18 protein-coding genes are annotated in these 24561 nt (G+C 44.4%); 7 read left to right on the top strand and 11 right to left on the bottom strand.

Going from position 1 to position 24561, the window contains the following annotated elements:
• Positions 1-14: 14 nt before the first annotated feature.
• Positions 15-1691, bottom strand: a complete 1677-nt coding sequence (locus I5M27_RS04150) for an endonuclease (protein ID WP_200504878.1) — start codon at positions 1689-1691, stop codon at positions 15-17.
• A gap of 102 nt (positions 1692-1793) precedes the next feature.
• On the opposite strand from I5M27_RS04150, the gene purB reads away from it, so the two are divergent.
• Positions 1794-3152 (top strand): adenylosuccinate lyase, encoded by a 1359-nt coding sequence (purB, locus tag I5M27_RS04145; RefSeq protein ID WP_200504877.1) that lies wholly within the window; start codon positions 1794-1796, stop codon positions 3150-3152.
• A 109-nt stretch (positions 3153-3261) separates the two neighbouring features.
• Here the strand turns inward: purB and I5M27_RS04140 are convergent, their stop codons facing one another.
• Positions 3262-7428: an MBG domain-containing protein gene (locus I5M27_RS04140; RefSeq protein WP_200504876.1), complete on the bottom strand. Its 4167-nt coding sequence runs from the start codon at positions 7426-7428 to the stop codon at positions 3262-3264.
• An 824-nt stretch (positions 7429-8252) separates the two neighbouring features.
• Here I5M27_RS04140 and I5M27_RS04135 point away from each other — a divergent pair.
• Positions 8253-9683, top strand: coding sequence for a gluzincin family metallopeptidase (locus I5M27_RS04135; RefSeq protein WP_200504875.1), 1431 nt, complete (start codon positions 8253-8255; stop codon positions 9681-9683).
• 124 nt (positions 9684-9807) lie between these two features.
• On the opposite strand, the gene I5M27_RS04130 is transcribed toward I5M27_RS04135, so the two are convergent.
• Entirely contained in the window at positions 9808-11004 is a 1197-nt protein-coding gene (locus tag I5M27_RS04130) for a hypothetical protein (protein ID WP_200504874.1), read from the bottom strand.
• 331 nt (positions 11005-11335) lie between these two features.
• Between I5M27_RS04130 and I5M27_RS04125 the strand changes: the two genes are divergently transcribed.
• The gene (locus tag I5M27_RS04125; protein WP_200504873.1) at positions 11336-12319 is read left to right on the top strand and encodes a TolB family protein; all 984 of its coding nucleotides are present in this window, start codon (positions 11336-11338) and stop codon (positions 12317-12319) included.
• A 126-nt stretch (positions 12320-12445) separates the two neighbouring features.
• Here I5M27_RS04125 and rlmH read toward each other — a convergent pair whose 3' ends face one another.
• Together rlmH and I5M27_RS04115 are read right to left on the bottom strand one after the other, a co-directional pair.
• Positions 12446-12919, bottom strand: a complete 474-nt coding sequence (rlmH, locus tag I5M27_RS04120) for a 23S rRNA (pseudouridine(1915)-N(3))-methyltransferase RlmH (RefSeq protein ID WP_200504872.1) — start codon at positions 12917-12919, stop codon at positions 12446-12448.
• Positions 12920-13029: 110 nt separating this feature from the next.
• The gene (locus tag I5M27_RS04115) at positions 13030-14163 is read right to left on the bottom strand and encodes a COX15/CtaA family protein (RefSeq protein ID WP_200504871.1); all 1134 of its coding nucleotides are present in this window, start codon (positions 14161-14163) and stop codon (positions 13030-13032) included.
• 339 nt (positions 14164-14502) lie between these two features.
• On the opposite strand from I5M27_RS04115, the gene I5M27_RS04110 reads away from it, so the two are divergent.
• From I5M27_RS04110 to I5M27_RS04095, 4 genes are all read left to right on the top strand, one after another.
• Positions 14503-15618 carry a glycosyltransferase family 9 protein gene (locus I5M27_RS04110; protein WP_200504870.1) on the top strand — a complete coding sequence of 372 codons (1116 nt, stop codon included), beginning with the start codon at positions 14503-14505 and terminating at the stop codon, positions 15616-15618.
• A 115-nt stretch (positions 15619-15733) separates the two neighbouring features.
• Complete coding sequence (locus I5M27_RS04105) at positions 15734-16288, top strand: hypothetical protein (RefSeq protein WP_200504868.1); 555 nt, start codon at positions 15734-15736, stop codon at positions 16286-16288.
• A 221-nt stretch (positions 16289-16509) separates the two neighbouring features.
• The gene (locus I5M27_RS04100) at positions 16510-16881 is read left to right on the top strand and encodes a hypothetical protein (protein WP_200504866.1); all 372 of its coding nucleotides are present in this window, start codon (positions 16510-16512) and stop codon (positions 16879-16881) included.
• 142 nt (positions 16882-17023) lie between these two features.
• Positions 17024-17437 carry a hypothetical protein gene (locus tag I5M27_RS04095; protein WP_200504864.1) on the top strand — a complete coding sequence of 138 codons (414 nt, stop codon included), beginning with the start codon at positions 17024-17026 and terminating at the stop codon, positions 17435-17437.
• A 155-nt stretch (positions 17438-17592) separates the two neighbouring features.
• Here I5M27_RS04095 and I5M27_RS04090 read toward each other — a convergent pair whose 3' ends face one another.
• The 6 genes from I5M27_RS04090 to I5M27_RS04065 all read right to left on the bottom strand — a co-directional run bounded on the left by I5M27_RS04090 (position 17593) and on the right by I5M27_RS04065 (position 24155).
• Positions 17593-18735, bottom strand: a complete 1143-nt coding sequence (locus I5M27_RS04090; protein WP_200504859.1) for a glycosyltransferase — start codon at positions 18733-18735, stop codon at positions 17593-17595.
• 15 nt (positions 18736-18750) lie between these two features.
• Positions 18751-19722, bottom strand: coding sequence for a glycosyltransferase (locus tag I5M27_RS04085; RefSeq protein ID WP_200504857.1), 972 nt, complete (start codon positions 19720-19722; stop codon positions 18751-18753).
• A gap of 6 nt (positions 19723-19728) precedes the next feature.
• Complete coding sequence (locus I5M27_RS04080; protein WP_234462394.1) at positions 19729-20274, bottom strand: DUF4199 domain-containing protein; 546 nt, start codon at positions 20272-20274, stop codon at positions 19729-19731.
• A 24-nt stretch (positions 20275-20298) separates the two neighbouring features.
• Positions 20299-20814, bottom strand: a complete 516-nt coding sequence (locus I5M27_RS04075; RefSeq protein ID WP_200504856.1) for a DUF4199 domain-containing protein — start codon at positions 20812-20814, stop codon at positions 20299-20301.
• Between the two features lie 61 nt (positions 20815-20875).
• Entirely contained in the window at positions 20876-22141 is a 1266-nt protein-coding gene (locus tag I5M27_RS04070; protein ID WP_200504855.1) for a dihydroorotase, read from the bottom strand.
• A 1-nt stretch (position 22142) separates the two neighbouring features.
• Positions 22143-24155 (bottom strand): BatA domain-containing protein, encoded by a 2013-nt coding sequence (locus I5M27_RS04065; protein WP_234462393.1) that lies wholly within the window; start codon positions 24153-24155, stop codon positions 22143-22145.
• Between the last annotated feature and the right edge of the window lie 406 nt (positions 24156-24561).

Raw genomic sequence — 24561 nt, 5'->3', positions numbered from 1 at the left:
AAAAGTCTTAAGGCTTATAGCTTGATAAACTTCTTCACCTGGGTTTCAGCACCGGAGTTTATGCGCAGGAAATAAACGCCCCGCTTCAGTTCTGCTACATTTACGGTAGTAACATCGCCGGTGGCCGTAACGCGTTTCACGGTTTTACCCAGCGCATCTACAATTTCCAGGGCATAAACATTTTTACCGAACTGGTTGCCGCGCGCCACGATCAGCTCCTCGTTTACCGGGTTCGGATACAGGTTGAATTGCGCTTTGGCAAGTTCTTCGCCGGCGCCCAGCGGCAGCGGCGTTACTTTCTTATTCGCGTAGATCGGAATATTGAGCGTATTGCGGTTCGGAATGTTGGTTTGCAAAGTCAGTATTTCGGAAATAGAATCGGTAGTGGCCAGTTTCAGGTTTACTTTTACGATCTGGGCTTCGCCGGGAGCAATGCTGAAAGTGGTATTGGTTCCGGCCGCAAAGGTCAGAATAGCCGGCTTGGAAAGCGTAGCACCGCTGAAGTTCATGGTTTGGTTACCGTTATTTACCAGCACAAAATTGTAGGTAAAAGTAGTATTGGCCGGAATGGTGCCGTAGTTAATTACCGGCGAATTGTACAGCTCGTAAGAAGGGGCTGCGGCAGAAGTGGCAACAAAATTGGTGATGCGGCTGGCCAGTTGCGGATAATCTACGAACGGGTTACGGTTACGTTGCAGTGCATGAATATCGTCGTTGCGTTTTACGTCTACAGCAGTAGGCGCAAAATCATGGTTCCAGGTTTTTAAGATGGCTTCCTGCGGGGCGAAAAAGTTCTGATAATCGGAATAGCGAATCACAAAATAAAGCATGGCCCGGGCAGTAGCACCTTTCTGAGCATCGCGCGGTTCGTAGTGATTATTAGCGCCTAGATGCGAAGGAGTATTAATGGCATCGTTCTTATAAGGAGTAGTTGCCATGCCAAACCGGTAGTTGCTTCTGCTGCCATTTGCAGGGTTATCGGAAGGAAATAAATGGTGCATATCCGAAACCATCGGCGGAGCTTCATTGAAATAACCTTGCGGGAACGTATGCTCGGTATTAAAGTTCATCGGTGAGTTCTGCGCCTGCGAACGGCTGGTATAACCCGTAATTTTGCGGCCTGTATAAATGCATTCCAGTGTATTTACCGTGGCACCACGGCCATTCACTTTCCAGTTATCGAACTCCATGAACATCTTATCGCGGGCGGCATTGTAGCTGAACGACGTATATGGATTGGAAGTAATGCCTTTTAAAGCGGTTTTGAGTTGTTCTTCGCTTTTATTTTCCGAATTGTTGTAGTAGGTTTTCGAATATTTTCCCTGTCCGGTAAGATCCACGGCCAGGTCGCCGCCGTGCGAATCGGTTTCGATCACCATTTCGGTGTTGTGGGCAATATTGTGCAGCGGCGAAAACGTAACCGTTAAGGTTTGCGTACCACCGGCCGGAATATTGATCGGGAAGGTATTGCTTACCGAAAAAGCCGGCTCCCCATAAATGGTAAAAAAGCGGATGTTTTTTACGTTTACCGCGTAATTCAGCGGATTGGAAAGAGTTATTTGCTGCGTAACCGGGGCAATTTCGGTAGCATTACCAAAAGCGAGCTGCGTTTTGTTGGTTTGCAGCGTCTGGGCCTGTAAACCCGAAATCCCGAAAAAAGCAGCCAGCAGACCGCCGTAAAATTTGTTCATAAACTACTTAAAAAAAGGGTCAAAAAAGCCTGTAAAGTTAGGAATAATTCTCTTTTAAAAGTTATACTGTTTCGCAGTATCTTTGGCCTTTAACGCATATTTATGAATCTTAATTCCCTTACTGCCATTTCGCCGGCCGATGGCCGCTACCGCAGGCAAACCGCCGACTTAGCCGCATACTTTTCCGAATTCGGTTTGATCCGCTACCGCGTACTGGTAGAAGTAGAATATTTTATTGCCCTATGCGAAATTCCATTGCCGCAACTCGCTGATTTTCCGAAAGATAAATATTCTTTTTTACGCGAAATCTATACCAATTTTACGGAAGCGGATGCGCAGGAAATCAAAACCCTGGAAGCAACCACAAACCACGACGTAAAAGCGGTAGAATATTTCCTGAAAAAGCGTTTCGAAGACAATAACTGGAACCAGTTTGCCGAGTTCATTCACTTCGGGCTTACTTCCCAGGATATTAACAACACCGCTATTCCGCTTTCCTTAAAAGAAGCTACTGAAAAAGTATTGCTTCCGGCTTTTGAAGGCATTGAAAATACGCTTTCCGAACTTTCCCAGACCTGGGCCAATATCCCGATGCTGGCACATACGCACGGCCAGCCGGCCTCTCCTACCCGCCTGGGCAAAGAGATCATGGTATTTGCCGACCGCCTGCACCGCCAACTTTTAACGCTTAAAACCATACCGTTTTCGGCCAAATTCGGCGGCGCCACCGGCAATTTCAACGCCCATTTTATTGCTTACCCAAAAACCGACTGGCTGAACTTTGCCACGAAATTCGTAGACGGAACTTTAGGTCTGAACCGCACCCGCGTAACCACGCAGATCGAACCATACGACGACTTAGCAGCTTACTGCGACAATTTAAAGCGCCTGAATACGATTCTGGTAGATTTTTCGCGTGACGTTTGGCAGTATATTTCCATGGGTTATTTCGGGCAAAAGATCAAAGCCGGCGAAATCGGTTCTTCGGCCATGCCGCACAAAGTAAACCCGATAGACTTTGAAAACGCCGAAGGAAACCTGGGAGTAGCCAACGCTTTATTAGAATTCTTCGCTGCCAAACTGCCCATTTCCCGTTTGCAACGCGATTTAACGGATTCTACCGTATTAAGAAACTTAGGCTTGCCGCTGGCACATACCTTAATCGCGTTGAAATCTTTGGAAAAAGGCATCGGCAAATTGCAGCTGAACGAACACGCTTTAAAAGCGCACCTGGAAGATAACTGGGCCGTTGTGGCCGAAGGCATCCAGACCGTTCTGCGCCGCGAAGGTTATCCGCAGCCCTATGAAGCCCTGAAAGCCCTGACCCGCAAAAACGAAAAGATCTCCGAAAAAACCATTCAGGAATTTATCCAGACCCTGAACGTGAGCGAGGAAGTAAAAACAGAACTGCGCGCCATTTCTCCTTACAGCTACACCGGCATTCTGTTTGAAAAACGCTAGGGTTTAAGACTGAAAAAGTCTCAAAAATTGCCTGCATAAAAAAGCCTCTTCCGAAAATCCGGAAGAGGCTTTTTATATTACCTGGCTTCAGGCACTAATTTTTACAGCATTATTGTTTCACAATGCGCAGCAGCTTTACGCCATGGCTGGTAATAAGGCGCGCAACGTAAATGCCTTGCGCCAGGTATTTTCCGTCCAGATTCACTTCGTAAAGCTTCCCGGCTTCTGCTCTACCAGTTTCAACGCGTTTAACGAGCATGCCCCGGGTATCGTAAATGGCCAGTTCATAATCCTGGTCGGTTTCCAGTACAAACCGGAAGGCGGCCGCATTGCTGAACGGATTCGGATAACTCTCGAACTGTGCTGCAAATTCAGGTTGCAAAGCTGGGGCCGGAGAAGTCATCCGGGCTGTAGTTGAAGTTGGAGTAGAAGCATTTAAGATCCGGATGGCACCCTTGCCTAAACCTTTTCTGGCCGAAGTATTCTTGTCCCAGTGGCTGCTGAATAAAAGCAGGGAGCCATTCCGCAGGGTTATACTGATCTCGCTGGGCACCGAAGGATTGGTAGATTCAAACGCCTGCATGGTAAGGTCTAAATTTCCGCTAACCGTTATTGGGTTAAGTTCATCGGTTACATCCGTTAACGTGGCCTTGGTATTAAAGTCAGCTCTTCGGCCTCCGGTTACGTTTGCCGTACCAAGCGAATTAATGGAATTGCTCTTGATCTGGTACGTTTTCAGCACATTACCTACCATTTTCCGGAAGATCACGGTAGTCTGACCCTGAATGTTTTTGCCGGATTTGTTCCACTTCATGGTAAAGCCGAATTTCACGCGCGTATTCAGTTCAGCCGCATAAGAACCAGCCGGGTTGGTTGCTATTACATGGCCGCCGCCCGATACAAAATCCTGACCCGGCATGGCAATCGTGATCAAGGTTTTTTCGCTGTTTGAATTAATAGCACCCGTTTTAGGAGCCATCGTGCCATTATAAAAACTATTGGTAGGGGTAGCTCTAACTTCAGCATTCAGTTCCACGATCTTGCCCCCGTCTTTTACTTCGGCTGTACTTAAAAGAACTTTCAGCAGTTCTGTTCGCGCTAGACCTACGGTCTGGTCAGCCGGGTCTACCAGGCCTACTGTCCGCTGGGTAAGGGTTCCCGGAGTATTGGTAGTTGGCGCAGCAAGGGTTAGGCCTCCGGTGGCAGAGAAATCTACTACCGCCCTGGAAATATTCCCTCTGGTAGCAATGCCGTCATCCGAATCTTTTAAAGAAGCCATAAACTCTACTTTTGCAGCATTTGAAGTTGCCCCGTCGGTAGTAAAGTATTCAAGCCCCGAATAAACGATTTCTGCATCTTCTTTTTGCACGATCAGATCGCCTTGTATAAAAGAAGCTGCATTGAAGTCATAATTGGCAGCTGCTAAGCTTCCAGGGCCAGGCGTAATTTTATATGTACCCGACGGACTTTCAACTTTACCATTAACTATCAGCGCCTCAGTAGCGAATGATGGATAGCCGGTCACGCCGCTGGTTGCCAGCGTTTCGCCGTTCTTAAAGCCCGAAATGGTAGCAGTAAAGGCAGGCACCAGGTCGCTGTACTGAACTTTGGAGGCATTATCACCAAGGTTATTGGCCGTTACCGTTAATAAGGCTTTACCAATAATGAATGTTTTGCTATCTGAAGATGATAAATGGTTAGCAGACTCTGCATAGTTGTAACCAGCAGTTGCTGTTCCTGTATTCACATTATCACTATAGGTGGCATTTGGTGTTAGGCTTAGTCCGCCGGCTCCGGTTACCAAAACGCTAGCCGGCGTGTGCGCTAATCCCGTGTATGTAAACGGACCGCCATTAATAGTTACAACGGTAGTAGTGCCAGCCTTTCCGATTATGAAGGTTTTGCTGTCTGAAGAAGCTAAATGGTTAGCAGATTCTGTATAATTATAGCTGGCCGTAGCTGTTCCGGCATTAACGTTATTGCTGTAGTCAGCAGGAGGAGTCAAGTTCAAACCGCCAGCACCTGTTACGCTTACCGTTGCAGGGGTGTGAGCTGAACCGGTGTAGGTGAAAGGGCCACCGTTGATAGTTACGACAGTAGTTGTGGCAGCTTTATTAATAGTGAAGGTTTTGCTGTCTGAGGAAGCGAAATGGTTTGCAGATTCTGCATAAGTATAGCTGGCTGTAGCTGTCCCGGCATTGATATTATCAGCATAAGCAGCAGTTGGGCTAAGATTCAGTCCGCCTGCACCTGTTACGCTTACGCTCGCTGGCGTGTGGGCTGAACCGGTATAAGTAAAGGTGCCCGGAGCAATAGTTACAGTGGTAACCGTTGCAGCTTTACCGATTATAAACGATTTGCTGTCTGAAGAAGCCTCATAATTGTCATTACCCGGGTAGTTGTAACTGGCCGAAGCTGTTCCTGCGTTTACATTATCTGCATAAGCAGCCATGGGAGTCAGATTCAATCCACCGGCTCCGGTCACGCTTACAGTAGCCGGAGTATGGGCTGAACCGGTGTAGGTGAAAGGACCGCCGTTAATAGTAACTACAGTGGTAGTCGCAGCCTTATCAATCGTGAAGGTTTTACTATCTGATGAAGCCAGGTGGTTAGCGGATTCTACATAGCTGTAGCTAGCCGTAGCTGTTCCGGCATTCGTATTATCGGCATAGATAGCCGCTGGAGTAAGGCTCAGCCCCCCTGCACCCGTAACCGAGACGGTAGCCGGCGTATGAGCTAAGCCGGTGTAAGTAAAAGGGCCACCGTTTATAGTTACCAGGGTTGTAGTGGCAGCCTTCTCAATCGTGAAAGTTTTACTGTCTGATGAACCCAAATGGTTGGCAGATTCCGCATAAGTAGCAGTTGCATTATACGTGCCAGCATTTGTCGGTGGTGTTGAAGTAGCAGCATACACGGTTGGACTGACGCCGGTGTAGCTTACAATTACTGCCTGATTTAGTCCCCATGCACCGGTTACGCCTGCTGATCCGCCATGGGCAGTACCATCATAAGTGGCATTGGCAACTGTAACAATTGTAGTAGTTGAGGCTTTGCTTACCGTTAGGGTACCGTCAGCGTAAGTAACCGCATAATTACTTAAGCTGGTATTAGGGCCGCTTAACGCCCCGGAAGCAACAATAGCATAATTTCCAGCCGCTGCCGCCGCTGCTGCACCTGCACTTGTTAACGTCACGGATGCAATAGATTCGCCGGCTGCCATTGGAGTAGAAGCGTTTAAGGTAAAGGCCGTGGTTCCTAATAAATGGGCAGCTCCATACGTCTTGCTTTGATCTGATGCAGTTAACGTGATTGGTTTAGGTAAAACAATTATGTTCACTTCCCTGGTGCGTTCCTTAAAATTAGAGGTTTCCCCTGCGGTAACTTTTAAGATATGAGTCCCAGCACTAAGAATAGCACCCAATGCAGGATCGTAGGTAATACTTGCACCGCCCGTTGCCACTGCATTTAATTGCGTAGCAGACAAGGCAGTACCATAAAGAATATCAGCAGGGTCGGCCCAGGTTATATGCTGTTCTGCTTTGTTTATTGAATAAGTAGTCGCGTTACTTGTCCTAGCAGGAATCCCGGAAGCAGTAATGCTAAAACTTTGGTAGTTTCCCGCAGGTGTGGTAGATAAGGAAGTAACCGTTACAGATGTAGTTACTGTGTTGATATTTCCACTAAAAGAAACTGAGGCCGGCGAAATAGACACACCAGTGGGTAATCCATTTGCGGTGAGGTTCGTTGTAAAACCACCGCCCCCATTCCCATCTCTGGTAATCGTTATACTAAACGTTACGGAGCTTGCTGTGCCAAAGGAAGCGGTGCCATTCTGGCTTCCAATAGAAATACTGCCTGGTCGGGCGGCATCCTTAAAATAAGCATAGGCAACTGATCCGGAAGTTTGCCCGGTGGCTTTTAACCTTAGAGAATCTCCGTTACAATCACAGACCGTCCAGTTCGTTACAAATCCGCCACTGGCGTCGGCAGTGGCAGACCAGGGCAGATAAGAAGAATCCGGATTTACCGTATTACAAGGGCTGTTCAGGTTTTTTACTTTTAATACGACGGTTTCGCCCGGAGAAAAATTAGCGCCCGTAAAAACTGCGTTAGACCGCGGAGCATAATCTTCCTGATCGGAAGTTACGGTGGCTGCAGCGGTATTAGAAACCGTTGTTACCTGAGCCCGCAGGCCAAGCGTAGAAAATAAAAAAAGCACCACGAACAGCAGAACCTGCTTACTATTCATTTGTAGTTCCCCGGGTAATGATTTCATTTGCATATTCAGGTTATTTAGAGGTTGAAAAGCTTGCCAGGTATGATCATCCTGATTTTAGTTCTGAGCCAACTGTTTAATTTTCACCGCTGAATGGTCATTATGCTTTCGAAAAGAATTCACTTCAGGAGATAGCGGCAAAGGCAGATAGGCGAAATATTTCCCGCTACCAGAACCTATTTTAAACAGCTTTCTAAGCAGAAAAAAGAAGTTGATTTACCCAACTTCCTTTTTTGGATTTTGAAACTAATAGCGGACAAGATAAAGAGGTGCTCATAATCAAATGGATTGGAAAAATCTTAAAATCAGCACCCTTTAAATGACTGCAATCGGGTTTCCACATATTTAATACAAATACAACCCTCTGCCTTCAGATTAGTTTTGATTATTTTATACTATTTAAATATTTTTTTGCACTTGAAATAAAACAGCTTTTTCATATTCTCTGATCTGCTCATACTGAATGATTATGCTTTGATATCTGGCTCGCAAAAAATAAAGGCTTTGCGGAAAAATATATAGGAATTTATCTAAGCCCTGAACGCAAGCGAGGTATTAAAACCGAATCAGGTGCTTTCACATCGTAATCTTACCTGGGTATTCTGTTCGAAAACGCTAGGGTTTCAAGCTGAAAAAGTCCGTTCTGAAAACTGAAAAACCTGCGCTTGTTTTCCGGTTTTTATGATTTGCGCGGCGGCTGGCTGGACCTGGAAAACAGGTTTTTGCGGCGACCCGAAACCTGAAACATCCGATTTTATTAACATTCTGAAAATTAGCATTACTTTCACAACCGCTTTAGTCTACAAATTAGATAACGTGATAAAATGCGAATAAAAAAAATGAGCTTCCTGGTATTGATCTGTACGTTCTTTTGCCTGCCGGCTTTTTCTCAAACCCCGCATCTTACCGGCGAAATAACGGTATCCGTAGAAAAAGGAATTATTAATTGTGATTTTACGCTATCTCAGATTCCCGCCATAGAGCAATACACCATCTGGTTGCATGCAGGTTTTAATATGGCCCGGATAACCGATGAAACGCAAAAAATCAAGTATAAATACGAAAAGACCTATAACCAAAAGAGCGATGAAGCTTTTCAATATACCCTTGTAGAGCAGGGAAAACCAAAGGCGCTTCCCGGCTTGCTACGCTTTGCATATACCGGTGCCTTCCCGGTAATTTCCGACACTTCCCTGATGTATGACCGGGCAGACTGGAAAGGGAATATTGCTTTTAACGGAACCAGTGTAAGAATGTCGGAGCAATCGGCCTGGTACCCGATTCTTTATAATGTGCAGCAGGATAAAATCATTAATAATTACACTTATTCCATTAAAGTTATCAGCGACGGGGGAAGTACCGTGTATGTAAACGGCGATGTGCCGAAGGCGGGAAGCAGTAATACTTTTTCCTCCACCAACCCGGTGCCCATGTTACTTTTTGCCGGTGCTTTCACGTTCGAAAAACAGCAGGGCGTTTACTTTGTAAATACCGGGCTTTCAACCCGGGAGCAAACGTTATTATGCAACTGGACCAATACCATGAAAGACTTTTATAGCGCAAAACTTAAAATCCCCTATAAAGGCGACATTACGTACATCCAGGCCACCCCGGTTAGCAAAGAAAACAACTGGGCTTTTGTTTCTTACCCTACTATTGCCGTGATCGGCCGCCTGTTTACGCTGAACAGCTTTTTCAATAAAACGACTGAACTAAAAATTGAACCTGGTAATCTGCGTTATCTTTCCCACGAAGCCGGGCATTATTATTTCGGTAATTTATTTCATTCTAACTCCGATCTGCAATGGGTATTTTTAGAAGGCTTTACCGAATATATGTCGCTGCAATTCACGAAGGAAAAGTTAGGCAAAGAAGCTTATCAGAAAGGTTTATTACAATACATTAAAAATATAAATGCCGCTGGCGAAGTGCTGGCGCTTAATAAAGTTTCCAGCCTGGAAACAAATGAAATGTACCGGTATTCCTATTCCCCTTTGCTGCTCACCGCGCTGGAAAAACAGATCGGTACCAAACAGATGTGGAAATGGCTTGCGCTGGTAGCCAATTCCAAAAACGCAACTACCAATTATGCCTTTTTTAAAAGTAGCCTGCTTAACAGCGGCGTTTCAGAAAAAAAATACCGGGCCTTCGAAGACACTTTTATTAATCACCCCAACCGGAAAGAAAATTTACTAACTGCAGTGCAGGATCTATTACCTCCGGCTTCGCCGGAAACGGGCAAAAGCGCATTATAAATGGTTTCTTACTTCAGGCTTTTCCCTCTTGAAACGGTATAGTTTTGAGGGGAAAAAGTCTGAAATGCAATAAAAAAGGGAAAGACTTTAGTCTTTCCCTTTTTTATTGCAGGTATGGAATTGCTTACATCTTATTGTTGTTGTAACGGTTTTTCTGCTCTACAATTACTGTATTCAGTTCTTTGGCCAGCGATTCATATTTACTGATATCCAGCACCTTTATCTTATTAATGTGCTTTTCAGCTTCTTCGTAATTGTTCAGCCACATATAGGCTTCGGCGCAGTTCAAGTGCGTGGCGGCGGTAACTTTGGCATCTACCCGGGCTTTCTTGTTTTTCAGATCAGATTCTTTCAGCGCATTGTTCCACAGTTCTACCGCCTTTTCCAGTTCAGCAGTTGCTTCGGCTTGTTTTTCCTGCAGGGCCAGTTTGCTGTAAGCCGTAGTTGCTTTTTCAAAAGCCTGGTTAAAATCGTCGTAAGAAACTTTTTTATCTTTAATGTTGATTACGGCGGTGGCTCTTGGCATTTTAACGAAACCATAGCGGCTGGCCAGCTCCTCTTTTACAAGGTTCATGTTGCGGGTAATGATCGATTCGTCGAGGCTGCGCAGGAATGAATTCTGATTTTCGCTCCAGTATTTTTCCAGGGCATCTTTCGATTTAAATTCGCCGGTATTGGCCGTGATCGATTCGTTTAAAGATTCGATCGGCGACTCCTGCAGAATACGGCCGGTTTTGTCTTGCACGCGCAACGTGATGGGGTGTTTATAAGAAACTTCGTAGTAATGCTTGGTTACCGAAGTTTCTACGCCATTAATTTTAAGGGAAGATTGTTTGGTTTTTTCCGACATATCTACCATAGAAAAACCGTTCAGCAAAACTGAAACCTGCACATCGGCGTTCGCATCTTGCCGAGTGTAGCCCGGAACCTGAATGTAGGAATTAGCCAGTACGCCGGCATCGTGTATTTTAGGCATATAAGGATCGCTGCCAATGTAAGGGCCTTTCGGTTTGCCTTCTTCCAGCACAATTTTATTGAACGCTTTTTCGCCCAACGATTTCTTTTTGTATTCCGCCTGGTCTGCGGCAGCTTTAGCTTTCAGGTCGGCAACTTCTTGCTGACGAGCCGCTTTGTTTGCTTCTACTTCGTCTTTATAAACCAGCACCACATTGCCTGAATAGGTTTTCAGATCTTTCGGCAGTGGCTGCATAGGCAAACGCACGTAATCGAAATTCACTTTTTCGAAATTGATATCCTGCGCAATTGCCATTCCGGACAAGAGCATAAAGGAGAAGGCAGCGGGTAAAATTCTTTTATACATAGACTTATGGGTTTAAATGCTACGGTAAAAATAGGTAACAATTTGTGTAACGAATAAATTTTAACTCAAAATCCGGCTCATGCTACATTTTTAATCATCTAATAACCAGTAATTTATAAATTTGCAATTTTCATTCACCAACTTTATTATATTTCCCTGAAGATTCAGAAATGTAATGTTGAATAAAACCATTAATTTTTGATGCAAAAAACAACAGATAAAATGCACGCTTGTTTTTGCAATTACAAGCCTGCGTGTAAGGCCATTACAAAAAAATTTAGATTGTTTTACAAAAATCCGAAGATCTGACGCTTTAAGTTAACTCTGCCTTATGAAACTGAAATTAAGAACCCGCTTGTTTTTACCTTTCCTGGTGGCCGGCAGCGCCCTGCTCTTTTCAGGCTGCAGCAACGACGATGACACCGCTGTTGAGCCTGAACCCGCCCCTGCCAGTACCTGGAGTGGCAAACTGATTCATGACTGGTCTTCTTCCATCCGGGAATATAATTTTGCCACTAAAGTCGATCCCGAATTATTTGAAGGACAGATGCCATACCGCATGCCCAATGGCAATACGCTCCACATTGGCGGCGTTTTCGAGCGGCTGGAAATGACCAATGCCAACGGCGTGCAGCGCACCGTAATTTACAATTCTAAAGAAACTTCGGCCGTTTATTCCCCGCAGCTTTCGCCGGATGGTACCAAAATCGCTTTTTCGCACCTTAAATATTATGATCCATCCGATTATCCGGTAAAAAAAGGCACCGTGATCATCGATCTGCAGGGAAATTATGTAGCCGGAATACCTGATATGTATAACGCGGTTTGGCTGCCGGATGGCCGCCTGGTGGTAGCCGGCGATTTTTCATCGAATGGCGCGGCGCCAAGCAATCCATCGGCCAAAGCCGGCCTGCACATTGCCACGATAACCGGCACAACCGCAACCCTAACCAACATCAATCCTACCCTTTCCAATCCGAGCCCGCTGCTGCCTTCGGTAAGCCCGGATGGCAAACGGATAGCTTTTATTCTGAACAAACACCTCTGGACGATAAACACCGACGGCACCAATCTGAAACAGCTCACCGCTTCGGATAACGACAACGAGGAAAGCTTTTCAACCTGGTCGCCGGATGGAAAATACATTGCCGTGTGGAGTTTCAAATCTTTCGAGATCTCGTATTACACCGCAATTGCCGTTGTTCCTGCAGATGCTGCCCAAGCCCTTGTACTAACCAATGAAGCGGCTATCTGGCCCCGCGATCAGCAGGGTTATCGCATCAGCGGAGGCCGTGGCAATATTTCCTGGCGCTAAACCCAAGGGTATGAATTGACTTTTTGTTCTTAAAACGCTACCGTTTTAAGAACAAAAAGTAGTAAAACCAAAAGGCCGGAAAGAAATCTCCGGCCTTTTGGTTTTTTTCTAAATCAATAATCAGTTTTAATCGTGGTGGTATTTTTCGCCGCGCAAAATGGTGAAACCGCGGTAAAGCTGTTCGATGAAAAACAGGCGGACCATCTGATGCGAGAAGGTCATTTTAGAAAGCGCCATTTTATCGTTGGCCCGTTCGTAAACCGCCGGCGAAAAACCGAAAGCGCCGCCAATTACAAAAACCAAGTTGGTAGTAACGGCATTCAGTTTTTTCTGTAGGAAATTGGCAAACTCTCCGGAAGTAAATTCTTTGCCTTTTTCGTCGAGCAGAATTACAAAATCACCTTCCTGAATTTTCTGCAGAATGAGTTTTCCTTCCGCATCTTTCAGATTTTCGGCCGTAAATTTCCCACCCTGCTTAATATCGGGAATAATGCTGAACTCGAACGTGTGGTAATGCTTGAGGCGTTTCAGGTATTTTTCGATGCCTTCTTCCAAAAATTTCTCGTCGGTTTTGCCAATGGCGATCAGTTTTATTTTCATCTGAATGCTTTCACAAATCACAAAGCAATTAAGGCCTGAACTTGCGGTTGAAAACGATTGGGTTTTAAGATAAAAAAGTATGTTAGTAGCGTGTAATCTTAAATTCTACGCTATTGGTGTTGATATTGCACAACTATTTCTTCGGGTTTTTCTGCTGAAACAGCTACCGTTCTCTTACTGCGCAATACATAAACCACTGCTACTAAAGAAAGCAAAAGCAGCATGGCTACGATCTGGTGCAATTGCGCGTTCCACTCAAAAACTCCCCAGGCTTGCTTTACAGCTTTCGGGCTTGTGAGCACCGAAAAAATGCCCAGGAAAACCTGCACCAGCACCAAGGCCAAAGGCAGAAATTTGATTCTGTTGAATAAAGTGCTACCCGTATTTTGCACCGCTTTCATGGTCCAGACGATCATGAGTACGGTAAGCAGATATGCCATATTCCGGTGCACAAAATGGATGGCGATCGGGTGATTTCCCAAGGCTGAAAAGAAGGACCACTGGCGTTCGCCTAAGGTGGTCATGTTTTCCGGGAGCATTTGTCCGTTTATGCTTGGCCAGGTTGGGGCAAAGGCTCCGGCTTTTAAACCGGCCATAAATGCCCCGTAGACCAGTTGCACCGTAAGCAAGGCAATAATTACCCAGGCAAATTTCTTCAGCGAAGCATCTACCACCAGGGCTTTTTCCGGCACCAGTAATTTCAGGGCAAACCAGAAGTTGTAAACCAGCAGCACCATGGCCGCCATAAAGTGAATGGCTAAGCGGAAATGACTCACGTACAGGCTTTCGTCGTTCAGACCACTCATTACCATGATCCAGCCGATGAGCCCCTGCAGGCCACCCAGCACGAACAAAACGATGAGCGGAACAACCATGTCTTTTTTAAAGCGGCCCTGTTTCCAGAAAACCAGGAACGGAATGAAGAACACTACGCCCAGCAAACGTCCCCACAGCCGGTGGAACCACTCCCAGAAATAAATGAACTTGAAATCGGAAACGGTAAAATGTGAATTTAGCTTTTTGAACTGGGCAATTTCCTGGTACTTTTCAAAAGCGATCTGCCAGGCTTGTTCGCCCATGGGCGGAAGCGCTCCCATAATAGGCTTCCATTCGGTAATAGAAAGTCCGGAACCGGTAAGGCGGGTGATGCCACCCAGAATAATCTGAACGATGATCATGCCCACGCCCACCAACAGCCAGATGGCTACGGGTTTGGAGTTGCGCGGTAAAGTGTTGTTTTTCATGGCACTGCAAAGGTACTACACGCGGCGCGGAATTCCATCCTTTTTCGGTTTTTCGGCAGTTTTTGCGGTCAAAAGCATAGCGTTTTGCCGGAAGTTGAAATCGGGTGAAGCGTACGTTATACCTGTGAGGTTTCAGAAAGCTCACAGGTTTGGGTTTAGCATTTCAAAACGCTATCTTTTTTGCTTCTAAAACTCACCTTTCACGCAGAATTCTTTCATCCTGACTGGCGCTTATTTTTCGCTTTCGGCAATTCTTCCTAATTTTCGTTTTCTTTCAAATAAAAAGGCCTCTGAGTTTTCCGGCCGCAAACCATACCATTTTTTAAAACAAATTTCCTGATGGCTGATGTAGTAAAAGGCGTAACGCTGAATACCGATTGTATCTATTTTAAAGGCGATCTTCCTTGTTTACCGCACAAACAACATGGTTATCATTGCACCTGTCCGGCGTATAGCCCTATTGAAAAACGCATTCTTATTATCAAGCTCGGCGCCATCGGCGATGTGATAAGAACTACGCCCCTTTTGCATAAGATCCGGGCCGAATACCCGAACGCGAAAATCACCTGGCTTACGCTTACGCCGGCCATTTTGCCCAAAAATGCGATCGATGAAATTCTGAAATTTGATTTGGCCAGCGTGCTTTATTTGCAGCAACTGCATTTCGATGTGCTTTTCAATTTAGACAAAGACAAGGAAGCCTGTGCCCTGCACGATTCGCTGAAAGCCACCCATAAATTCGGTTATACGCTGAAAAACGGCGTCGCTTTTCCTTCCAACGCCCTGGCCAATCACAAATATCTAACCGGCGTTTTCGATGATCTGAGCCAGCAAAATACAAAACCTTACGTGCAGGAAATTTTTGAACTCTGCGGCTGGGAATTTAACCACGAGGAATACATTTTCGACAATCACGAAGACAAAGGCTATAACTGGAATCTGGACCGCAGCAAACCGCTGGTTGGTTTAAACACCGGTTGCGGCGACCGCTGGACCACCCGTTTGTGGAGCGACGAAAAATGGATAACCTTAATTGAATTGCTGGAAGATGCGGGTTACCAGCCGGTGCTTTTAGGTGGCGAAGCCGAACACGAACGCAACAACCGCCTGGCCGAAGTGACCAATGCCTTGTACCTGGGTTATTTTGAGCTGCCCAAGTTCATCAACCTGATGTACCAGATGAATCTGATCGTGACGCAGGTTACCATGGCCATGCACATTGCCATTGCGCTGCAGAAAAAGATCGTGCTCATGAACAACATCTTCAACCCCTACGAATTTGACCTCTACGGCCGCGGCTTTATTGTGCAGCCGGAAAAGCAATGCGCATGCTTTTATCGTGGTACCTGTAAATTCGGCGTTTCGTGCATGGAGGAATTGCCGGCGGAGAAGGTGTTTGAATTTGTGCAGAAAACGTTAGCTACGGAGGATCGAATTTTGCAGCCGTTGGTGTAAAGTTTATTCCAAGTATAGTGGAGATAAGCCGAATATTCGGTTTATATACTAGTTGGGCAATAGTTAAATTTATAAGTTTGAAAAAGTATAAGAATCAATCAGAATCCTTATGAATATGAAATTTGCGATTCTAATTTTTATACACCTTGCTTTAGCAAGTTTGTTAAGCTGCAATAAGTCTAAATTAAGCAACCCTATAGAAAAAAAGGAGGATGCTGAATTTGAAGGTATAAATATTACAGACATTTCAGTTACCGAATTCAAAAATCAGAAACTAACAATGCCCTCAAATGAAAAAAGCAATTATTTAATTTCATTTAAAGCAGCCAATTTATCTCCTTATCCAATCACAGTAAGAACTTTAAAAGACTCTTCTTGTGTCGACATTGGAATGGAAGTTTATGAAAAAGGAAAAGAACCTTGGAATTCATTTATTAATGTTTTCCAAAGCGATTTTTATAAGACAATTTATCTTGGACAAAACCCTACTCAACTATATTATCCTGTAGCTTTCCCTTTAGGATATAAAACTGATGCTGATAGTATTTTATATAGCGTTAAGTTTTACAGACAATTTAATGATACCATAGTATCAGATAGAATTTACATCAATTTTATGCTGAAACCAGCCCAAAATGGAATACAAGTAAAGCTTTCCAAGAAACAATAATGAAGAAAACCATTGTCCAACAAAGTGTATAATTTAAGTTTCGGCTCTGCCTCACTCACATTATACACCAGCCGTTAGCGCTCAGCGCAGAATCAAAGATTTAGAGGATATACAAACTGAAAGAGAATAATATCAGAATGAGGAAGTTGTTAATTCTTTTTATTGTATTCAGTCTTTCAATATGTAGACTGTATTCTCAAGACAAAACAGTTAAAGGAAGGGTGGTTGATAATCATTTGGAAACCTTGCCCTATGTTTCAATTGTGATTAACGACACAGTTGAAGTTGGTAAAACAGATTTAAATGGTTTCTTCCAAATTGAGCTTCCTGTTTCTGTGAAAAAACTTATGTTTCGTACTGTTGGAATAGATTGGGCATCTATAAGGCTTGATGATAAATGTGATGAAGTTGAGGTTGTAATGATGTTAAGAGGTACCTATGATTTTATAACACTCAAGAAGGTAGATAGAATCCGAATGAAAAGGTTTAAGAAGTTACCAGAATTACATAAGGAAGCATTTGAGAAAGGCTTATTTAAAACAGATAAGACTTGTTATACACGAGAGTTTATACCTGATTATAAGAAAAATTAAAGTAAAAAACGCCGAACCGCCAACGTCTAGTGCATAAGCCATGCTTCGGCCGACGGCCTTGCACGCCTCATGCACTGGACGTTGGCGGTCATTGAAAATTAAAACAAATAAATCGTCAAAATTGCAAATTGGACAAAAAAATATGAACAACAGGATTTCAATAAAATTCGAAAAACCTGAATATGGATGGCTTCCTGTGGTTTTTAGTCATAATGACTTTAAAATTGACTTCCACGCCTCAAATGTTCTTAACGACCCAATTGACGAATTAATTTATGTGACAACTAAACTTCAAAATTACGAAACAAAAAGAATAACCTGGTGGCTTGAAGTACCTGCATATTTTTTTGATATTTCTAAAAATCCAAATAATTATAGTTTGGCAATTTCTAAGACAGACGATCTTTTTGACAAAATCTCAGAGCCTAAGGTTTTATTGGCTATAAATGGAAATGAAGGTGAAATAATTGAGCCATTGCGTTCAGCCTTAAAACAATTTGCCTCTTTGACATTTGAGAAAAGCCATTGGTATGGCAGAAGCTTAGAGGAAGAGTAAGAAGAATAAAAATAAAACACCGAATCGCTAACACGGGCTTTATATTAGGCGGAAGCACTTCCAGCCTACTAGCTTTTTACTTTAAATCAAGTTCATAAGACATAGCCAGTTTTGTACTCCGCAGCCCGCCCACCACAAAGCCTAAACGTTACGATTTAATTCACCTTCCCCGCCACTTCTTCAATCGCACCCAACATCGCCTTCCAGGAAAACTGCTGCTTATAAAACTTCACCTGCTCAATAAAATAGGCTTCTTTACCGGAAGTGTAGAAATCATAGATCGCATCGGCAATGGCTTTTGTGTTGGGTTGCGTTACGTAACCAACTTTTCCATCCGGAATTAATTCCGCTAAACCGCCTACATCCGTAACCAGCATGGGTTTATCGAAGTGGTAGGCAATCTGGGAAACGCCGCTTTGGGTGGCATTTTTGTAGGGCTGCACAATTAAGTCGGCGGCACTGAAATAGGTGGCTACCTGGCTGTTCGGAATAAAATCGGTGGCCCGAACAAGGCGGTTTTCGAGGTTGTACTTTTGAATCAGTTTTTCGTACGGTTCCGCATCTTCGTAGTATTCGCCGGCAATGATCAGCTTTACGTTTTTCAATTTCGCTAACCGCTCATCGGCAAACGCTTCGAGCAATAGATCCAGGCCTTTGTAAGCGCGAATGAACCCGAAAAATAACAGGTAATTGGTTTCGGGGTCGAGTTTTAAGGCCGTTTTGGCTACCGTTTTGGGCTGACTTTCGCCGAAATTGTCATAAAGCGGATGCGGATGATAAACGGCCGGTTTTTCGGGTACGAACTTTTTCAGATCTTCCAGCACTGAGCGGCTCATGGTAATAAAGCCGTGACAAGCGCTCAGAAAATACTTCGTAAAAACCCAATCGCCTGGGCGCTTTTCGTGCGGTATTACGTTGTCGGTTATGGCCAGAATTCTGGTGTGTTTGTTTCCGGAAATGATGTGGGCAATGGTTCCCAAGGCCGGGCCCATAAAAGGCAGCCAGAACCGGAAGATCACGATATCAGGTTTCTGCTTTTTTAAATATAAACCGGTTTTGAGCCAGCTCAGCGGGTTTACCGAATTGATAAGCGCTTTGATTTTCAGGTCCTTTGGCGCAGGATCGGTAGAGAACTGGGTCTGGCCGGGAAATAAAAAATCGGGATACTGCAAGCTGAACGTTACAATTTCAGCGTCGTCGCCGGCCTCGTTAAAAGCGCGCGCCAGGCGTTCGTTAAAGGTGGCCAGACCGCCACGCAACGGATAGGCCGGTCCGATGATCACGACTTTTTTGCTCATTTTCCCTAGCGTTTTTTACTTTAAACCAATCCGGTCGCGGATCAGGTATTCGTTTTTGCGGGAACCGGAAAGGGAGATCATTTCTGCTAAAAAACCTGCCAGAAACAACTGCACGCCAATAATTACCGCCACCAAAGCCAGGAAAAATAACGGTTGGTCTACTACGTCGCGACCACTTTCGTTATTAAAGGCCCGCACCACTTTTTCGGCAATTAAGCCTAGCGTTATGAGCATACCAATAAAAAACGAAATGGTGCCCATGGTGCCAAAAAAGTGCATCGGCCGTTTCTTGAACCGCGATACGAACGTAATGGACATCAGATCAAGAAAGCCATAAACAAAACGTTCCAGTCCGAATTTGGTGGTGCCGTATTTGCGTTCCTGGTGCTGTACCACTTTCTCACCGATCTTCCCGAAACCGTTCCATTTGGCAATTACTGGAATGTAGCGGTGCATTTCGCCGTACACATCTATGCTTTTTACCACGCGCTGGTCATAAGCTTTCAGGCCGCAGTTAAAATCGTGCAGTTTAATGCCGGAAAGTTTGCGGGTAGCGCCGTTAAATAATTTGGTAGGAATGGTTTTGCTCAGCGGATCGAAACGTTTCTTTTTCCAGCCCGAAACCAGGTCGTATTGTTCTTCTTTTATAAGGCGGTAAAGCTCCGGAATCTCGTCTGGACTGTCCTGAAGGTCAGCGTCCATGGTAATTACTACTTCGCCTTTGGTTTCTTTAAAACCCACGTTCAGCGCCGCCGATTTACCATAATTCCGGTTGAAACGCAGCCCTTTTATCGCGTCATTGTTTGCGCTCAGTTCCTGAATGATTTTCCAGGAATTATCGGTGCTGCCATCATCAATCAGGAGCACTTCGTAAGTAAAATTGTTTGCCTGCATCACGCGGGTGATCCAGGCGGTAAGTTCCGGTAGTGATTCCGCTTCGTTTAAAAGCGGAATCACTACCGAGATATCAAATTGAGGCTGATTCATTAATTATTATTCAAATTCGGGGCGCGTATGCTTCATGATGGCAGAAACAATTAAGGCAATTATAAAACCGATGAACAAAAAGCCAAAAGTACCGCCGATCAAAACCATTTCCGGACCAGCAAATTTACCGGCCATTTCCATTGCCTGATCAATTTCGGCGTCGCTCATCCCCCGGTTCTCCATCTCTATCCGTTGCATATCCATCGCTTTATCCATGATGGTGGTATCAATAAACTTCACATAAATGAACATGAAAACGCTGGTAATAAAACCCGCGATCAACGACATTAATGTCCCAATTCCCAGGCCCTGGCCATAACTCATAAAGCCACCGTTGTGCGCTTTAAAATATTTGAACGCCATAACCATTCCCGCAATTATAAACAGGTAAGAAATGGAGCTGAGCCAACGGTTCATGCTAAGATCAGCCAGCGAAAGAATAAGGCTGTAAATTACGCAGATAAGGCCTACAATTAAGCCATAGCGCACCGCAGTGGCTGAAATGGTAACCGTCTTTTGCTCGTTCAGTGTCTCATTCATTGTTTCGTTCATAGTTTTATGGTTTTAGATTCTGTTTTATTTCCGGAAAAATACCGCCCCTACTACTGCCGATAAAAAGCCGACGAAAAATTTCTTGATGAAATCGTCAAAAGCCAGCATATAGGGCGTGGTTTTATCGAGTTGCGCATACGTTTGGTCGAAAGCTTCTTTCGTCATCACTTTCGATTGCAGGGCTGCTTCGCGGGAGGCATCCATCAGCGCTTTCATCTCGGTAATGTGACGCTGAATGGGTTCGAAACCGGCAACGATCGAAAACACATAAAGCAGCATGGCGGAACAGAGCGCAGAATAAAAGGCAATAGAAAAACCCACTTTCAGCGCTTTCATAAAGCTTAATTGCTGATCGTTGAATTTTTTAAAATAGCTCAGCCCCCAGAAAACAGCAACCGGAATAAAGATCCAGCCCCACATAATGAGTTGGCCATATGGGTTAAGCCCGGCAAAATAAAGCACTAAAACTACTAAAAAGCCGGCCAGTGCGCAGGAAACACCAAATTTAATTCCAGTACGGATAATTGCCTGGTCGAGCATCGCGAAAATTATATACTAATGGATAAGCAAGATAAAACAGTTTCGGGAAAATCCAACCATATCAGGCTTCGTTTCGGGTAAATTGGCCTTTATGCACCGTTCCGAAGACTTTTCCGGTAAGTTCCATGCCAATAAACGGACTGTTCTTCGACTTTGAGCGCACCTTGTTTTCAGCATAAACCCAAGTGCCATCCGGCTTAAAAAAGGTCAGATTTGCGTCGGAATTTTCCTTTATTTCCGGTTGCGGCAGGTTCAGGATCTTTCGCGGGTTGGTTATTATTTTCTCTAAAATAACTTCCAGCGGCAATTCTCTGGCAAAAGTGCGGGCTACCGAAAAAGCCGTTTCCAGATTGATCATCCCAAAAGCAGCATGGTCGAATTCCAGTTTCTTATTCTCCACATCTTCCGGTTTATGCCCTGAAACCAGCACATCGATCGTTCCGTCCAGCAAACCTTCGATCAACGCTTTTCTGTCGGCAGCGCTACGCAACGGCGGATTCACCTTGTAATTCGTATCGAAGGGAATAATTTGTTCGTCAGTAAAAGCCAGCTGATACGTAGCTACGCCACAGGTAACCTGCATGCCTTTCGCTTTGGCTTCACGGATCTTTTCTACCGATTTTGCCGATGAAATAAAAGGTACGTGGAGCTTGCCGCCGTTAAAAGCCAGTAATTCCAGGTCGCGGGTCAGGTGCAGTTCTTCGGCCAAAGCCGGCATCCCCTTCAAACCAAGCCTGGTACTTACCAAACCTTCGTGCATTTGCCCGCGGTCGTTCAGTTTCAGGTGTTCCGCCCGGTTAATCAGCAAACCGTCCGAGATCTGAAGATATTGCAGCGCTTTCAAAACCACCTCCGCCTGCTGGATCCCAATATTTCCATCCGAAAAAGCAATAGCTCCGTGCGCCTGCATATCCAGGATTTCCGTCAGGTCTTTGCCTTCGCCATTCATCGTCGCACCGCCTACCGCATGGAAAGTTACCGGCAGGTTTTTGGTTTGTTGGGTTAATGATTGCAGCGCATTTTTAGTTTGCAGCAAGGGTTCTGTATTGGCAAAGCAAAGCATTTCGGTAAACCCGCCCGCTGCCGCAGCATTGGCCACTGAAACGCTATCTTCTTTGTGCTCAAAACCCGGGTCTGTAATTTCCGCGTGCATATCAAACCAACCCGCCGAAACCCAAAGTCCCTCCGCATCCACTTCCGTTTCCGCCGGAGAAGTTCCTTTCCCAATTGTTACGATCTTACCATTTTGAATATGCAGTGATTGCGATTGTAAATGAAAAGGGGAATTGGGGGCGAAGAACTTTACGTTTTTAAAAAGAACATCCATTTTATAGGAACCTGATTAATAGAATTTCAACTAAAAGGAAAATTAAGCTCAACAGCAAACAATATTGCCAGAGCGATGTGCCTTGCGTATCGCGGATAAATTGCTCGCTGAAACTGGCGTTAGCACCGGCTTCAAAGATCTTTACATTTTTATTCGGCATCAATTGCCGTAATTCTTCGGCGGAATAGGTATCGAGGTAAGATTCGCTTTTCGGATAATTAAAAGCCAGCGTAGCAAGGGTAGAATCGCTATGCTTCAGGGCATAAAAACCGGCTTCAACCATTTCGGAAGGCACTGTAAAATACATTTTCCCGTTGCGCAATTGTTGTTCCGGAATAAATTTCAGGCTGTCCTTATCAAGGCTAAACACATTCTTTCGCACATCTACTGCCGGCACCGGCAACGAAAATGTACGCTGGCTGAAGTTATAAGCTAATTGTTGCGCAGCAGCATGACTCGATAGTGCCAGTTTATACATAACCGGCACAAATAAGGCATTGCGGCTAAATTCATTGTTTTCGGCAGAAAATGGCGCGGCAAAAACGTATATTTTCCCTTTCCCCGAATTAAACTGAGACAGAAAATTGCTGCCGTTTTTAAATACTAGCAGATCGGCATCAGCCCGTGGCCAGGTTAAAACTTTGGGCGTTCTTGGCATTTGCAAGCGCTTGTCCAGCGAAGAAAAAATATTCCGAAAAAACGGATTCTTAATATCAGGCAAAGCCAACTGCGAAACAGCGGTATCAGAAGAAACTTTTACAGGTAGCCCAAGATCATTAAACATCTTAGAATAAACTGCGACCGAAGTTTTCTGATTTGGGATCAGAATTAGGTTCCCCCCATCCTTAACATACTTTTTCAGATTATCCTGCAGCGCAGCATCCAAACTGGCTACTTCATTCAGCAGCACTACATCTGCCTGCATAATGCTACGGCTGTTTACTGATCCTGCATTCTGAAGCTGATATTGAAAAATTGGTTCGTTTGAAAAAAGCCGGCTGGTATTAGCCAGCGCCGCATTACTGATATCCAGAATCCTGATTGCAGTAGCTGGCTGTAAGGTGAAGTAGTAAACATTATCGAACGTTACCGGTTGATCTTCTACCTCGATCCGGCCTTGTTGGAGTTTAGAATCCGTTAATCTGAAATCAAGTTGCGCGTTGGCAGAACCATTTGCTTCAATCGTAACCGCAGTAGTTGCAGCCTGCCGGTTGCCAATAAATAGTTTTATACTGATATTGCTTTTCTTTACAGCTCCTAGGTTAAAAACTTTAACCAACAACCGGTTATTCTCATTTATTCGCACCAACTCATCTTCCAGGGCCACACTGTCGATAAATACATTATTAACAGCCTCCGGAGTTAACTTTACTAAGTTAATTTCAGAAACGCTATCGTTTTTACTTAAAAAACCCGGATCAAATGAAGATTTCTGAAAATCTGAGAACCAGAAAATCTGTTCCTGATCTCGGGTAGCATCCGGGCTCAGGCGCGATAAAATCACCCCTGTTTGCCGGTTAGCAGGAGAAAACGAAATATCATGCAGCGCAGGATTTAAATTCCTTTTATTCAGATTTTGTCCACTACCCGTTTTAAAAGCATTGTCAAGCAAATGAATACCTGCCTGTTCCGGAAAATTTTTACTGATCCGGGTCATCTCATCAATAGCTTTTTCCAGAAGACTAACTCCGCCGGTTTCCGCTACATTTTGCATACTCCCTGAGTTATCAATATAGGCTTTGATCTTCTGAGATTTACTAAAATTGTTATCGGCAGCCGGAATAAAAGGCTGGCAAAAAACAAGAACTAAAAAAATGAGGAAAAGAATACGGCTTATTAAGATGAGCCAATGTTTTAACCGGCGCTGATTGGAGGTAATTTTCTCCACCTGGCGGATAAACGCCACGTTGGTAAAAAGAACGCGCTGCGGTTTTCGCAATTGCACCAAATGAATAATAACCGGAATAGCAATTGCAAAGAGGCCAAAAAGAAAATAAGGTGTTTGTAATACCATTCCGGAAAACTTTGGGTGAAATTAGGCAAAGGAAGTTAAATAATAAACTCCGAATCTAATATTCTGGTATTTAGCAGTTAAAATTATTCAGGAAAAAAATTTCTATATAGTTAAACGGAATGTAAAAGACTAAAAAAAGCTAAACCGGTTTGGAAAACACTTCCATAATTACTTCTATTTACCGTAACGATCTTTAACAATTTTTAAAAATATACTTCAAGTTCAAATTACCGCCGGTTCCTAAATGGTATCTATTACACTCTCAAAACTCAGCCCATAGGCTTCTAAATTTCTTTCACTATGGATCATCCTTCCCATTCCACCAAGCTCCAAACGCAAAAACCCCAACCTATTTCTAAGTTGGGGTTTTTGGATAAATGGGGTTGGCGGCTACCTACTCTCCCAC

This window comes from Adhaeribacter terrigena, assembly GCF_016623615.1.
Taxonomy (GTDB): Bacteria; Bacteroidota; Bacteroidia; order Cytophagales; family Hymenobacteraceae; genus Adhaeribacter_A; species Adhaeribacter_A terrigena.
This window is presented reverse-complemented; position numbering and strand designations above follow the sequence as displayed.

What these genes read in the sequence shown, in the direction of transcription:
- I5M27_RS04150 (WP_200504878.1), bottom strand. Translation starts at nt 1,691, where the DNA reads ATGAACAAATTTTACGGCGGTCTGCTGGCTGCTTTTTTCGGGATTTCG.
- purB (WP_200504877.1), top strand. Translation starts at nt 1,794, where the DNA reads ATGAATCTTAATTCCCTTACTGCCATTTCGCCGGCCGATGGCCGCTAC.
- I5M27_RS04140 (WP_200504876.1), bottom strand. Translation starts at nt 7,428, where the DNA reads ATGAAATCATTACCCGGGGAACTACAAATGAATAGTAAGCAGGTTCTG.
- I5M27_RS04135 (WP_200504875.1), top strand. Translation starts at nt 8,253, where the DNA reads ATGCGAATAAAAAAAATGAGCTTCCTGGTATTGATCTGTACGTTCTTT.
- I5M27_RS04130 (WP_200504874.1), bottom strand. Translation starts at nt 11,004, where the DNA reads ATGTATAAAAGAATTTTACCCGCTGCCTTCTCCTTTATGCTCTTGTCC.
- I5M27_RS04125 (WP_200504873.1), top strand. Translation starts at nt 11,336, where the DNA reads ATGAAACTGAAATTAAGAACCCGCTTGTTTTTACCTTTCCTGGTGGCC.
- rlmH (WP_200504872.1), bottom strand. Translation starts at nt 12,919, where the DNA reads ATGAAAATAAAACTGATCGCCATTGGCAAAACCGACGAGAAATTTTTG.
- I5M27_RS04115 (WP_200504871.1), bottom strand. Translation starts at nt 14,163, where the DNA reads ATGAAAAACAACACTTTACCGCGCAACTCCAAACCCGTAGCCATCTGG.
- I5M27_RS04110 (WP_200504870.1), top strand. Translation starts at nt 14,503, where the DNA reads ATGGCTGATGTAGTAAAAGGCGTAACGCTGAATACCGATTGTATCTAT.
- I5M27_RS04105 (WP_200504868.1), top strand. Translation starts at nt 15,734, where the DNA reads ATGAAATTTGCGATTCTAATTTTTATACACCTTGCTTTAGCAAGTTTG.
- I5M27_RS04095 (WP_200504864.1), top strand. Translation starts at nt 17,024, where the DNA reads ATGAACAACAGGATTTCAATAAAATTCGAAAAACCTGAATATGGATGG.
- I5M27_RS04090 (WP_200504859.1), bottom strand. Translation starts at nt 18,735, where the DNA reads ATGAGCAAAAAAGTCGTGATCATCGGACCGGCCTATCCGTTGCGTGGC.
- I5M27_RS04085 (WP_200504857.1), bottom strand. Translation starts at nt 19,722, where the DNA reads ATGAATCAGCCTCAATTTGATATCTCGGTAGTGATTCCGCTTTTAAAC.
- I5M27_RS04080 (WP_234462394.1), bottom strand. Translation starts at nt 20,274, where the DNA reads ATGAACGAAACAATGAATGAGACACTGAACGAGCAAAAGACGGTTACC.
- I5M27_RS04075 (WP_200504856.1), bottom strand. Translation starts at nt 20,814, where the DNA reads ATGCTCGACCAGGCAATTATCCGTACTGGAATTAAATTTGGTGTTTCC.
- I5M27_RS04070 (WP_200504855.1), bottom strand. Translation starts at nt 22,141, where the DNA reads ATGGATGTTCTTTTTAAAAACGTAAAGTTCTTCGCCCCCAATTCCCCT.
- I5M27_RS04065 (WP_234462393.1), bottom strand. Translation starts at nt 24,155, where the DNA reads ATGGTATTACAAACACCTTATTTTCTTTTTGGCCTCTTTGCAATTGCT.